Origin of the sequence: Limnoglobus roseus (genome assembly GCF_008254045.1) — a bacterium.
Classification (GTDB): Bacteria; Planctomycetota; Planctomycetia; order Gemmatales; family Gemmataceae; genus Limnoglobus; species Limnoglobus roseus.
Genome location: NZ_CP042425.1, coordinates 500,574 through 513,592 on the forward strand (window position 1 = coordinate 500,574; position 13,019 = coordinate 513,592).

The following is a 13,019-nucleotide window of genomic DNA, read 5'->3' on the forward strand; positions in this document are numbered from 1 at the left end:
ACCCGCCCGCCGGCCTCGCGTCGCGGACAGTCAGCCGGGTCGCCCATAAACTAACGGTTTCCCCCGCGTCCCCGAGGTCATCGCGCGTTCATGGAAGCAGGCATCGTCGGTTTGCCCAACGTCGGCAAGAGCACCCTGTTCAACGCCCTCACACAGTCAAAGAACGCCCAGAGTGCGAACTACCCGTTCTGCACCATCGAGCCGAACGAGGGGATCGTCCCGGTCCCGGACGAGCGGCTCGCCCGCATCTGCAAGTACATCCCGCCGCAGAAGACCGTGCCCGCGATCCTGAAGCTCGTGGACATCGCCGGCATCGTGAAGGGGGCGAGCAAGGGCGAAGGCAAGGGGAACGCCTTCCTCAGCCACATCCGCGAGGTGGACGCGATCCTGCAAGTCGTCCGCTGTTTCGACGATCCGAACATCATTCACGTGGCCGGGAAGGTCGATCCACTCTCGGACATCGAGGTCGTGGAAATAGAACTCATGCTGGCCGACATGCAAACGCTCGACACGGCTCTGCCGAAGGCCGAGCGGGCGGCCAAGAGCGGCGACAAGGAAGCGATCGCCCGGGCCGAGGTCATCCGCAAGTGCCAGGCGCACCTCGCGACCGACCAGCCGTTGCGGAAGCTAAAGCTGAACCCGACCGAGCAGAAGGTGATTTCGAGCTTCGGCCTGATGAGCATGAAGCCGATCCTGTACGTCACGAACGTGGACGAGACCGACCTGGAGGGCAAAGGCCCGATGGTGCAGCAGGTGCGGGCGTTCGCGGAGAAGGTCGGGGCCGAGGTCATCCCCGTCTGCGCGAAGTTAGAAGCCGAGATCGCGGAACTCGAACCGGCCGACCGCCAAGAGATGCTCAACGCATCGGGTCTGACCGAGCCGTCGCTAGCCGGGCTGGCGCGGGCGGCGTACCGGGCGCTCGGGTTCCAGAGCTACTTCACCGCCGGCGAGAAGGAAGTCCGGGCGTGGACGGTGCCCGTCGGCGCAACCGCCCCGCAGGCGGCCGGCGTGATCCACACCGACTTCGAGAAGGGGTTCATCCGCGTCGAGGTGTACGGTCTCGACGACCTGGAGACGCACAAGAACGAGAAGGCGATCCGGGCCGCCGGCAAACTCCGCGTCGAAGGGAAGGCCTACGTCATGCAAGACGGCGACATCTGCCACTTCCTGTTCAACTGAAGACCGGCGAGCGGCCCGGCGTAAGCGGGCCGTGTCTTGACCGCATCCAGACCAGACACGGCCCGCTTACGCCGGGCCGCTCGCCTCTCAATAGTGCGGCGGCAACGTCGCGCTCTTCTTCCACGCCGCGTACCACACGTCGAGCGTGAACTGCGCCCCGGCCCGGCAGCGGTCCATCACGAACGCCCGGCTCGCGTCCGTCGGCTTCTCGAACGCCCCTGCCGCGTCGAACTCGTAGGCCTTGTCGATGAACGTGGCCGACTCCGCGATGAACTTCTCTGAATACTTCCACACGTCGTCGACCGCCTTTGCCTCGACCCCGCGCACGATCTCCTCGGGCGTCAGCTTGAACTTCTCCGGGAAGGCGTCGAGCTTGGCGTGGATGCCGCGCTGCTTCTTGTCGGCCTGCCCCGGCGTGACGCGGCCGTCGAAGTGGACCGTCGTGTGCAGCGGCATCGACGCATCCGTCGTAAAGTGCGCGAGTGTCCCGGCGTACACCAGGCACTTCATCTTGATCGACTCGTTCTCCGGCTCCTTGCGGTAGTCCGAGAACGCGCAGGCGAGCTTCTCGTACCCTTCCTCGATGGCATACGGCAGTAGCCCGACGCGGTTCGGCTCTTTCTTCAGGCCGCGCATCACGTCCATGCCCTTGAACCGGCTGTCCGGCGGCAGCGGCTTTCCCTCCAGGTCTTCGAGGTCGATGTAGTGGTCGGCCTCGATACTCGCGCGAAGCGTTTTGCACTCGCGGTTCTTCCAGCGGTCTGGGTCGCCGACGAAGTGCGCGAGGTGCTTGCCGCCGGATCGGAAGAACGCCGGCACGTCCTCGGGCAACTTCGCCGCGGCGGCTTCGGTGATGCTCTCGTGGCCCTTGACCCACCACGCGGGCGTCAGACCGACGAACAATCCGAGCAACGAGAGCGAGGCCATCCCCCACAGGCAGACGCGGCGCATGAGTCACCTTTGAGAATTGGGAAACTGGGTCGAGTTTGCCGGCGGGAGAGGCGTGGGCGGCCGGGCAAAGAGAGTTTATCCGGGCGACTGGGCGGCGAGTGTGATTTCTTCGTGAAGGGGTCACGCCGGGGGGGCGGGCGGACCGATCTTATCCGATGTACGACGGTGCCAGGGAGGGCAACGGATGCGGCGGGCTTTGAGACAGTGCGTGTGCGCGCTCGCCCTCTGCGCCAGTCCGCTCGCGGCGGCCGACCCGCCGCGGCTGTTGGAAGCGCCCGTCAGCCTCGGCTCGGCCCGTGCCGTCGATCTGCCGAGCGAACCGGCGAGCGGGACGATTCACCCGGCCGCGGCGAAGGAGCCGGCCACCCCGGAACCCGAAGTCGTCCGCCCGAAGCCGGTCCGCCTCAGCAAACCCGCCAACGCCCGCACGCTGTCGGACGACGAGGTAATCCGCCTCGACCGCCGGTTGCCGCAAGACGACCGCGCGGAACCGCTGGGGCGGTACGAACCACGGCACCCGAACGACGACCGCGACGAGATCGACGACTTCGTCGGCCGTCGGTCGCGACTGGGCCAGCGGGATCGCGACGACGATTCCAAGAAGCGGGCGAGCGCGAAGTTCGGCGACAAACTTCGCGACTGGCTCGCACCGGGCGGCGGCCGCGATTCGTGGCTGTTCAGCGACCACGCCTTCGACCAGTTCGCCACGCCGCTGTCGAACCCGTTCCTGGCCGAAGACCCGCGGGCACTGACCGAAGTCCGGCCGATCTTCATCTACCAAAGCATCCCGACGCCGCAGCCGAACTTCCAGGGCGGGAATATCTACTTCTTCGGGACGCGGGCGAGCATCGCCTTCACGGAGCGTATCTCGCTGACCGTCAACAAGCTCGGGGCCATCGCCCTGAACCCGTCAAACAAGGCGTTCGGCGACAGCGAGTTCGGCTTCGCGGAGTTGTGGCTCGGACCAAAGTTCACCTTCTACCGCAACCCGCAGTCGAGCGCGATCGCGTCGGCCGGGGCAATCTTCCAGATTCCGACGGGGCCGGGGAAGGTGTACCAGGACACCGGCAACCTCTCGATCGTGCCCTACATTAGCGCGGGCAAGACGCTCTGCGACTTCGGCAGCATCGGCTCGCTCAACGGCATCGCCAACGCCGGCTATTCCATTAGCACGAACCGCCTGCGGAGCGATTATTTCTACGGCACGGCCCACCTCGACTTCGACGTGCGGAACAACCACCGCTTCTACCCGATCGCGGAGTTGAACTACTTCCAGTACACCACCGACGGCCAACAGCGGGCGTTCAGCGGCGAGGGACAGGACTTGTTCAACTTCGGCAGCCAGTCGAAGGGCGCGGGCCTCGTGACGGGGGCGCTGGGCGGGCGGTTCAAGATCACGGAAGCGGCCCAGATCGGCGCGGCCTACGAACTGCCCCTCTTCGGCAACCGCGACGTGTTCCGCTACCGCTTCACGCTCGACTTGATCTTCCGGTACTGACGCTCGCGGTCAAAGCCCCTTCACCTCGGCCAGTCGCTCCGCGAGGGCGTTGCGGGTGAACGGCTTCGACAAGAAGCCCTGGAAGCCGTGGGTCCCGAACTTCTCCCGGACCTCGTGCTCGCTGTACCCGCTCATGAGAATCACCGGCGTCCGGCCGCCCTGGGCGCGGATGGCCTTGAAGACTTGCAAGCCGTCGAGGCCGGGCATCGTCAGATCGAGGAACACGACCTTCAGCGTCTCGCGGTTCTCGGCGTACACCCGCACCGCTTCGGGTCCGTCGGCGGCGAACAACGGCGTGTAGCCGAGGCTTTGCAACATCATTCCCGTCAGCCGTCGGACGACGGGTTCGTCGTCCACCACGAGTACAACCCCCGACCCCTGTCCCGGCCCCACAGCGGGCGGCAACGACGGCCCCGGCAGCGGCTTCTCCGACGCCGGCAGTAAAACCTCGACCGCCGTGCCCTCCTCTTCGACCGAGTCCACGCGGATCGCGCCGCCGTGCGAGCGGATGATGCCGAGGACCGCCGACAGGCCGAGGCCGCGGCCGGTGAACTTCGTCGTGAAGAACGGGTCGAACATCTTCGCGACCGTGGCCGCGCTCATGCCGCACCCGGTGTCCGACACCGTCAGCCGCACGTACTCGCCCGGCGGCCGCCCCGCGCCGAACCGCATCGCGTCGAGGGCGGCCCGGTCCGCCACGACCGCGGCCGTCGAGACGCGAATCTGGCCCGGCCACCCTTCCAGGGCTTCCGAAGCGTTCGTGAACAGGTTCATCACGACCTGGCGGATTTGGTTCACGTCGCACTCGATGCCGGGGAGTTCGTCCGGCAGGTCGAACTCCACCTCCGCCTTCTTCGAGATCGCGGCCCCCAACAGGCTGCGGACCTCGCGGACGATGTTACTGAGATTCGCGACCGTCAGTTCCACCCGCCCCTTCCCGGCGTAAGCGAGCATTTGCTGGCACAACTCGGCGGCGCGGTGGGCGGACGCGATGATGGGCGTGAGGTGGCTCTGCGCCACCGCCGAGGCGGACAATTCCTGGCCCGCGAGGTCGGCGTAGCCGAGGATGCCGGTGAGCAGGTTGTTGAAGTCGTGGGCAATACCGCCGGCCAGGACGCCGAGCGATTCGAGCCGCTGCGTCTCGCGGAGTTGCTCGTCGAGGCGGCGATTCTCCTCGGCCGCGGCCCGTTGGTCTGTGATGTCGAGGCTCGCGCACACGACCTTCGTCGGGCGGCCGTCCGGCCCGCGGTCGAAGACCATCGCGCGGACCACAAAAACCCGGTCGCTGCCGTCGCGGTGCCGGGCTTGGTACTCGAGCGTCTTCACCTCCCCGTCGGCCACCCCTTGCCAGCTGTTGTGGAACGCCATGATCCGCGGCAGGTCTTCCGGGCGGGCCGTGCGGACGATCACACTGTTGCCCATCTCCTCGATTTCGCGGATCGAATAGCCGAGGGCCTCGCCGACGGAATGGTTCGAGTAGATAATGCGGCTCTCGACGAGGTCGAACACGAAGACCGAACACGGGCTGGTCTGCATCACCCGCTCGAGCGACTGTCGCGATTCGCGGAGTTCCTCCTCGGTCCGGCGGAGGTCGGTCACGTCGCTGTGGGTGCCCATCATGCGGACCGGCTGGCCCTCAGCCGTCCGCTCGATCACCTTGCCCCGCGCGCGAATCCACCGCCACTCGCCGGCCTTGGTCCGCAGGCGGAACTCGGCGTCATAGTAACTCGTCCGCCCTTCAAGGTGGTCGCGAACGATCGGGCGAATGGTCGGCATGTCGTCGGGGTGGAGGAGGTCTTCCCAGGTTTGGATCCGCGGCTCCAACTCGTCCTTCGTGTAGCCGAGCATGCCCCGCCACGCCCCGCCGAGTTCCATGTGCCCGGTGGGAACGTGCCAGTCCCAGATGCCGAGTTGCCCGGCTTCCAGGGCGAGGGCGAAGGTCCGCTCGCTGGCCCGGAGGGCGAGTTCGGCTTGCTTCTTCGCGGTGACGTCCGTGTGGCTGCTGACGAACCGCAGGGGCCGCCCCATGGCGTCCCGCTCGACCCGCACGTCGGCGTCGATCCAGACGATGGCCCCGTCCGGCCGCCGGTAGCACAACTCGGCCTGGAAGCTCTGGAAGGCGAACACGGCATCGTGGACCCGCTCCTGGGTTTCCGGCGGCGATTCGGTACTGGCGAGGACGGCGACCGATTGCCCCACCAGGCTGTCCACGGGCAAGCCGAGCATGACGTGGGCGGAGGCGTTCGCGTAGATGATCGGGATGCCCGGGCGGGTAATGTCCGAGATGACAACGCCGACGGGGAGGAGGGCGAGCGCCCGGAGGAGGGTGTCGCGGTCGGGGGCCAGGGGCGGCACGGGCGGGGTCATGTCATTTTGAAATCTTAACCGCGAGTCCCCGTGAACTCGCGGCGAAAATCGACTACTTCGCCAGATTCGTGAACTTGATGTCCTTGAACTCGACTCTCATCTTTGGGTACCCGGCGTGACACTGGAACGCGATAATCCCGTCCTTCGGGGCGTCCTTGTCCTTCTCCTTGCCGGGCAACTTCGGGAAGTCCTTGTCCACCATCGTCGTGCCGTTGACCTTGATGGTGATGTGCGTGCCCTTCGCGACGATGTGGTACTCGTTCCACTCCTTTTCCTTCACCGCCTTCTCGATGTCTTCCTTCTTCGACGCCTCCATCATGCCGCCGACGCCCTCGCCGTACAGGCTGCCCCAATACCCCTTGCCGACGTCCACCTGCGGGCCGGCGACCTTGAACAACTTCTCGTCGGTGAGTTTGCTGCGGATCTGAATGCCGCTGTTGCCGATTGCGTCACGGAGTTCGATCTTACACGTCATCTCGAAGTCCGAGTACATCTTCTTGCTGACGAGGAAGGTGTTGTACTTCGGGTCTTCCTTCGTCTCGCCGACGATCGTGCCGTCCTTGATCGTCCAAATGTCGGTGCGGCCGTGCCAGTTGTCGGGGTTGAGGAAATCCGCGGTGTCGTCGGCCCGCACGGCGGACGCTGTAAGGGTGGCGACCGCGGCCAGGAATAGGTGGGAGAGCTTCATACGCCGGGAACTCCGTGAGATGGGTGGGAACCGCCCGCGCGGGGCGGCAAGAGTATCCTGATGAACCGGCCGGCGGATTTCAACGGGTTGCCGCCCGGAATGTGAACCCCTACCCTCACGCTACCCGCCTACCGTCCGCACCTCGGAGACTTCCGCAGTGACCACCCCCACCCCGGCCCTCCACGCCGGTCTGTCGCCGATCGTCAAAGCCCTGGTCGTGATCGTCGCCGCGATCGGCTTCCTCTTCGACACCTACGAACTGCTGATGTTCCCGGTGATCGGCTCGGACGCGATCTCGGAGCTGGTCTTCCACAAGGCGTTCCAGCAGCTCACGCCGCCGGAGATCGGCACCGTCCAACTCTGGTCCGGGCGGATGCTCTGGATCGCGGCCCTGGCCGGCGGGGCGTGCGGGTTGATCGGCGGCTGGCTCATCGACCGCCTCGGCCGCAAGACGATCATGGTGGCGAGTATCTTCATCTACTCGCTCTCGCCGGTGGCCGCCGCGTACAGCAGCGAACTCTGGCAGTTGATCCTCTTCCGCTGCACGACGTTCATCGGCGTGTGCGTCGAGTTGGTGGCGGCGGTGACGTGGCTAGCGGAACTGTTCCACGAGAAGCGGACCCGCGAAATCGTCATCGGCTGGACGCTCGCGATGGCCTCGCTCGGCGGCATCCTAGTGACGGAAGTGTACACCCTCATCGTCGAGTATTTGAAGGAACACCCCGAAGGCATTTCCGGCTTCCCCGTCACCCCGGCCGCGTGGCGGTACACACTGCTGACCGGCCTAATTCCGGGAGCGATGATCTTGCTGCTATTGCCGTTCGTTCCGGAGTCGTTCGCCTGGAGGAAGCGGAAGCTCGAAGGCACGCTGAAGCGGCCGAGCTTGGGCGAACTGTTCACCCCACAACTGCGGCGGACGACCCTGGTGACGGCCATCCTCTCGGGGTGCGGGTACGCGGCCGCGTTCGGAGCCCTCCAGATGACGCCCCTCGGCATCGTCCCGGGGCTGCCCGATCTCGCGGCCCGCTCGGCCGAGGTGGCCAAAGCCGATAAAGAGGCCGTGACGCCGGAGCAAAAGAAAGAAGTCGGGGCGATGCGGAAGGCCCTGGGCGAAGACGTGAAGGCCCGCCGCGGCAACATCCAACGGTGGCAGGAAGTCGGCGGACTGGTCGGCCGAATTATCCTGGCGGTGCTGCTCGTTTTCGTCCCGAGCCGGACCCTTCTTCGGCTGTTCCTAGTCCCCGGCATTGTGCTATTGCCGGTGACGTACCTCTTCGTCCGCGAACAGGAGTACACGCTGTTCGCCGCCGCGATCTTCTTCTGCGGGTTGCTAACGGTCGCGCAGTTCAGTTACCTCAGCGAGTTCCTGCCGCGGGTGTTCCCGGTCCACCTCCGCGGCACCGGTGGCGGGTTCGCGACGAACGTCGGCGGCCGGATGATCGGCACGATGGCGGCCACGCTGAACACGGAATTCCTGTCGAAGCAGTTCGCCGGCTCGCCGCCGGTGCAAGTGGCGACGGCCGCCGCCGTCATCGGCGGGACCGTGTACCTGATCGCGTTCCTAGCGTCGTTCTTCCTGCCGAACCCGCCGGACGAATCGGCGTGACGTGGTGATTCTTCGGCGGCCGTGATAAGTTGGAAGCGTTCACGGGGGGATGACATGGCGACCAAGACGGCCGCATCATTGACCGACGCCGACTTGTTTCTGCGCCTCTGGGAACGGCAGAAACTCACACCAACGTTGGCCCGCCACCTTCTGAAACTGGACTGGTCCGCCGAGGACGAATCGCGAATGCAGGAACTGTCCGCGAAGAACCGAGGCGGCCAACTCGACGAACTCGAGGGGCGGGAACTGGAGACTTACGTTCGGGTCGGCCTGCTGCTTTCGGTCTTACAATCACGGGCCCGGAAATTACTGAAACCGACGAAGCCCGGTTCCGTCCGTGGATGAAGCGACGGCCCGGTTCGTTCGTGAACGGGCCGGCTTCCGGTGCGAGTACTGTCTGCTCCCCGAGCGGCACGTTCGGCTGCCGTTCGAGATCGAACATGTCGTGGCCCGGCAGCACGGTGGGACGGATGCCCTCGGCAATCTCGCCTTCGCCTGCTTGCACTGCAATAAGCGCAAAGGGCCGAATCTCACCGGCCTGGATCGCGTGGCTGCTCGTGCCAAAATCGTGCGGTTGTTCCACCCCCGGCACCACAGTTGGGGATATCACTTCTCGCTCCTCGGCCCCCGCATTGTGGGCCGGACGGCGATCGGGCGAGTCACCGTGGACGTGCTCGCCATGAATGAACCATTGCTGGTCCTTTTGCGAGAGGAACTGATCGAGGAAGGCTTGTTCCCCGGTTGACTCACCGAACCCCCACCTTCACGGCAGCACGTAGTCCCGCACGTCCCACGGCTCGGCGTCCAGATCGACGATCCGCACCTTGCCGTGGAAGTTCGGGCCGAGCCATACGATCACCTCTTCGTCGGTCAGCTGCTGTAACTCCGGATAGCCGGGCGGGAGGCGACCGGAGTAGCCGTTGACGGTCGGTACGTCCGCGGACAGGCCCGCCCACATGGCGATCACCGACGGGTAGAGCGGGTTGTCGCTGGGCAGCGGGGCGAGGTAAAACGCATCGGTCCCCGCGACCAGCCCGGCCACCCGCTCGGCCTTACCGTACACGTCACCCCGCTTGTAGAAAATGCTCTCGTACCCGGTCTGCTCGAAGACCACGACCGCCGCCGCCAGGGCCAACACCGCCTGCCGCACGCGGCCCTCCGGCCACCGATTCTGAACCCACAGGGTGAATCCGATCAGGGCGGCCGGGATGAGGAACAGGTGGAAAATCATCTCCACCCGCCCGACCGCGCGGATCGCCAGCCCGCCCGGCAGCAGTCGGAGGAACCACCACAGCGAAATCCCTTCGCCGAAGTCCACCGTCGCCAGGAACAGTACGACTGCCGAAATTGCCCCCGCCGTGACGAACCGCTGGGCCGACTGTATCTTCACGTCGTGCCGGTGCGCCCGCACGAACCAGACCGCCGCAACGAGCAGAGCGTAGAACCCGACTCCGCTGAAGAAGCGGGTCTCCGATCCGACGTAGTCACGGACATGGAACAGTGCCGTGTACCACCACGACCCCTCCGGGCCGGCCAGCAACGAGGAGAAGCTCGGCAGGAACTGGATGCACTCGCCGTAGTCGCGGTGCTGGCCGACGTTCGCCACCAGGTACGGGGCCACCAGCGATAGCACCGCGGCGCCCCACAGTCCGCCGCACCCGGCGACGGTCTTCCACCGGTGACGGAGGAACGCGCGGACGTCTGGCCACGTGCCGTTTGCCCAGACCATCACTGGGATGTACACCCCGAGGCCGAGGGTCAGGAGCCAGCCCGAATTGATGCAGGTCAGAACCTGGAGGTAGGTCGCGAGCAGGGCTAGGCCCAGCCATCGGCCGCGGGGGGCCACGGCGAATCGCCAGGCGAAGTACGCGGCCGGCGGCATCCAAAACCGCCCGATGAGTTGCGGGTGGTCGATGATGACGTGTTGCGGCAAACCGTAGGCCCACAGGAAGCCTCCGAGCGCGACCATCACAACTGGCAGGCGTTCGCCGTGCCGTACGGGCAACAGTCGCAGGACCAGGACCATCGCGACGTAGTTCAGCACCGACAGCACCATCATCCAGACCTGGAACGCGACGGCACTCGACAGGCCCAGCCGCAACAGCCAAAAGACCGGGGCCACGCCGAACAGGTTCTCCGAGTAGGCGAGCACCATCGGTTGCGGGTGGTAGAACGGCGGCGACCAGAGCGCGTGTCGGTACGTCGAATCGGACGCCCACCGCCAGGTGTGTTCGAGCAGGTAGTGGTTGAGGGCGGTGTCGCCGGGGTCGGTCTGCACGACGGCGAAGCCGCGGTCGATCGTCGGGGCGAACACCATGTACGCGCCGGCCAGGGCGGCAACAACGTGCAGCACAATTCGCATGGGGAGGGGCATGACAGTGTGATATTACCCGACTACCGAAGTGGAAATTGGCCGCCGATCGGGTATTGTCGAATGAACGACCCGGAGCCGCAACCTTCCCCCAACTATGCCCGACACCCTCAGTGGCGTCATCGAGCGCGTCACGTTCCACAACCTGGAAAACGGCTACTGCGTCCTCCGCGTGCGGGCGGCGGGGCACCGCGACCTCGTGACCGTCGTCGGCCACATGCCGCAGGCCATCGCCGGCGAGTACGTCAACGCCAGCGGCGACTGGGTTCTCGACCGCTCGCACGGCCAACAGTTCAAATCCAGCGAACTCAAGGGTACGCCGCCTCACACCGCGGAAGGGATCGCCAAGTACCTCGGGTCCGGGCTTGTGAAGGGCATCGGCCCGAAGTACGCCCGGAAGATCGTCGAGGCGTTCGGCGAGAAAACGCTGGACGTGATCGACCAGTCGCCGAGCTTTCTCACGCAGGTGAAAGGGATCGGTCCGAAGCGCATCCAGCTCATCCGCGAGGGCTGGAAGGAATCCGGGGCCGTCCGCGGCATCATGGCCTTCCTCATGTCGCACGGCATCGGCACCGCCCGCGCCGTCCGCATCTACAAAGCCTACGGCGAGAACGCGGTGAAGCTGGTTCAAGAGAACCCGTACCGGCTCAGCGAAGACATCTGGGGTTTCGGCTTCCGCACCGCCGACGAGTTGGCCCTGAAACTCGGCATCCCGCGCGACGCCCCGCAGCGCATTCAGGCGGCCGTGCGGCACGTTTTGAGCGAAGGGTCCACCTCGAAGGGGCACGTCGGCCTGCCGGAAGAGATCGTTCGGGAAGAGACGATGGCGCTGACGCAGGCGACTAGCGAGCAGGTGGAGAGTGCCGTCGAGCAACTGCGGATCGCGGACGAGATCGTGCGCGATTCGATCCTGCAAGCCAGCGGCGGCAACGTCGTCCGCGTGCCGATTGAAGACGGCCAACCGCTCGCCGAGACGCTGCTCTACCTCAAGCCGCTCTTCCTCGCGGAACTCGGCGTCGCCCGGCAGATCAACGCCCTGCGCAGCGGCCCGCACCCATTGCCGGCCACCGAGACGGACAACGCCCTCGCGTGGGTCGAATCGCGCATGAGCATTACGCTCGCCGACTCGCAGCGCGATGCCATCTGGGCGGCCCTCACGAAAAAGCTGCTCGTCGTCACCGGTGGTCCCGGGACCGGCAAGACGACCATCGTGCGGGCGATCCTCGAAATGTTCGCGGCGAAGCAACAGCGGGTATTGCTCGCCGCCCCCACGGGGCGAGCCGCGAAGCGCCTCGGTGAATCGACCGGCCGCGAGGCGAAGACGATCCACCGTCTGCTCGAATACGACCCCGGCATCAACGGCTTCCGCCGCGGCCGCGAGAACCCGCTCGACGTGGACTTGCTCGTCATCGACGAAGTGTCGATGGTGGACGTGATCCTGATGAACCGCCTGCTTTCCGCGGTGTCGCCGTGGGCGTGCGTGGTGTTCGTCGGCGACCGCGACCAACTGCCGAGCGTCGGGGCCGGCAGCGTCCTCGCGGACCTGATCGACTCCGGCGTCGTGGCCGTCGCCCGCCTCACCGAGATTCATAGGCAGGCCGGGTCGAGTTACATCGTGCGGGCCGCCCACGCCGTCAACCACGGCGAGCAACCGGAGTCCGCCCCCCGCGGCGACGGCGACTTCTTCTACATCGACGCCGACGACCCGGCCACGATCACCGCCCGCATCCTGGCGATGGTGAAGGACCGCATCCCGGCGAAGTTCGGCCTCGACCCGTTCCGCGACGTGCAAATCCTGTCGCCGATGAACAAGTCCGAACTCGGCGTGCAGAACCTCAACCGCCTCTTGCAAGACGCCCTCAACCCCGGCGGCGGCAAGGAAGTGCAACGCTTCGGCACGACGTACCGCGTCGGCGACAAGGTCATTCAGACGCGCAACAACTACCAGCGCGAAGTCTTCAACGGCGACATCGGCCGCGTGATCGGCCTCGACGAGATCGACCAGATTCTGACCGTCGAGTTCGACGGCCGCCCGGTCGAGTACGAGTTCAACGAACTCGACGAACTCTCGCTGGCCTTCGCTATCAGCATCCACAAGTCGCAGGGGAGCGAGTACCCGGCCGTCATCATTCCGGTCCACACGCAACACTTCGTGATGCTGCAACGCAACCTGCTCTACACCGGCATCACCCGCGGCCGGAAACTCGTCGTGCTGGTGGGCAGTCGCAAGGCCCTGTGGCTGGCTGTCACGAAGGCCGAAACGGCGATGCGGTTCAGCCTGCTGAAGTGGCGACTGCAGGTTGGAGAATAAAAAACGGAACGCGGATGACGCAGGATCGGAAGACGCGGATACCGCGGG

Annotated in this window: 10 protein-coding genes; 6 read left to right on the forward strand and 4 right to left on the reverse strand. The window is 65.8% G+C overall.

Annotated features, from left to right (window positions below):
- Positions 1-90 precede the first annotated feature (90 nt).
- Entirely contained in the window at positions 91-1,179 is a 1,089-nt protein-coding gene (gene ychF, locus PX52LOC_RS02035; protein WP_149108516.1) for a redox-regulated ATPase YchF, read from the forward strand.
- An 87-nt stretch (positions 1,180-1,266) separates the two neighbouring features.
- Here ychF and PX52LOC_RS02040 read toward each other — a convergent pair whose 3' ends face one another.
- Positions 1,267-2,130, reverse strand: coding sequence for a phospholipase C/P1 nuclease family protein (locus PX52LOC_RS02040; protein WP_149108517.1), 864 nt, complete (start codon positions 2,128-2,130; stop codon positions 1,267-1,269).
- Positions 2,131-2,314: 184 nt separating this feature from the next.
- Here PX52LOC_RS02040 and PX52LOC_RS02045 point away from each other — a divergent pair, with 184 nt between their 5' ends.
- Entirely contained in the window at positions 2,315-3,628 is a 1,314-nt protein-coding gene (locus PX52LOC_RS02045; RefSeq protein ID WP_149108518.1) for a transporter, read from the forward strand.
- Between the two features lie 9 nt (positions 3,629-3,637).
- On the opposite strand, the gene PX52LOC_RS02050 is transcribed toward PX52LOC_RS02045, so the two are convergent.
- Both PX52LOC_RS02050 and PX52LOC_RS02055 read right to left on the reverse strand, forming a co-directional pair.
- Positions 3,638-5,995 carry a PAS domain-containing hybrid sensor histidine kinase/response regulator gene (locus PX52LOC_RS02050; RefSeq protein WP_149108519.1) on the reverse strand — a complete coding sequence of 786 codons (2,358 nt, stop codon included), beginning with the start codon at positions 5,993-5,995 and terminating at the stop codon, positions 3,638-3,640.
- Between the two features lie 52 nt (positions 5,996-6,047).
- A complete protein-coding gene (locus tag PX52LOC_RS02055) occupies positions 6,048-6,683 on the reverse strand; it encodes a 3-keto-disaccharide hydrolase (protein WP_149108520.1) in 636 nt (211 codons plus the stop codon).
- 157 nt (positions 6,684-6,840) lie between these two features.
- Here PX52LOC_RS02055 and PX52LOC_RS02060 point away from each other — a divergent pair, with 157 nt between their 5' ends.
- The 3 genes from PX52LOC_RS02060 to PX52LOC_RS02070 are packed head-to-tail and all read left to right on the forward strand — an operon-like array spanning position 6,841 to position 9,034.
- Positions 6,841-8,289 carry an MFS transporter gene (locus PX52LOC_RS02060; RefSeq protein ID WP_246173633.1) on the forward strand — a complete coding sequence of 483 codons (1,449 nt, stop codon included), beginning with the start codon at positions 6,841-6,843 and terminating at the stop codon, positions 8,287-8,289.
- Positions 8,290-8,343: 54 nt separating this feature from the next.
- Positions 8,344-8,634 (forward strand): hypothetical protein, encoded by a 291-nt coding sequence (locus tag PX52LOC_RS02065; protein WP_149108521.1) that lies wholly within the window; start codon positions 8,344-8,346, stop codon positions 8,632-8,634.
- Positions 8,627-9,034: an HNH endonuclease gene (locus PX52LOC_RS02070; RefSeq protein WP_149108522.1), complete on the forward strand. Its 408-nt coding sequence runs from the start codon at positions 8,627-8,629 to the stop codon at positions 9,032-9,034. The genes PX52LOC_RS02065 and PX52LOC_RS02070 overlap by 8 nt, the downstream gene beginning before the upstream one ends.
- Positions 9,035-9,052: 18 nt before the next feature.
- Here PX52LOC_RS02070 and PX52LOC_RS02075 read toward each other — a convergent pair whose 3' ends face one another.
- Entirely contained in the window at positions 9,053-10,663 is a 1,611-nt protein-coding gene (locus PX52LOC_RS02075) for a hypothetical protein (protein WP_149108523.1), read from the reverse strand.
- A gap of 94 nt (positions 10,664-10,757) precedes the next feature.
- Here PX52LOC_RS02075 and recD2 point away from each other — a divergent pair, with 94 nt between their 5' ends.
- Positions 10,758-12,971, forward strand: coding sequence for an SF1B family DNA helicase RecD2 (gene recD2 / locus PX52LOC_RS02080; RefSeq protein WP_149108524.1), 2,214 nt, complete (start codon positions 10,758-10,760; stop codon positions 12,969-12,971).
- Positions 12,972-13,019: the final 48 nt, after the last annotated feature.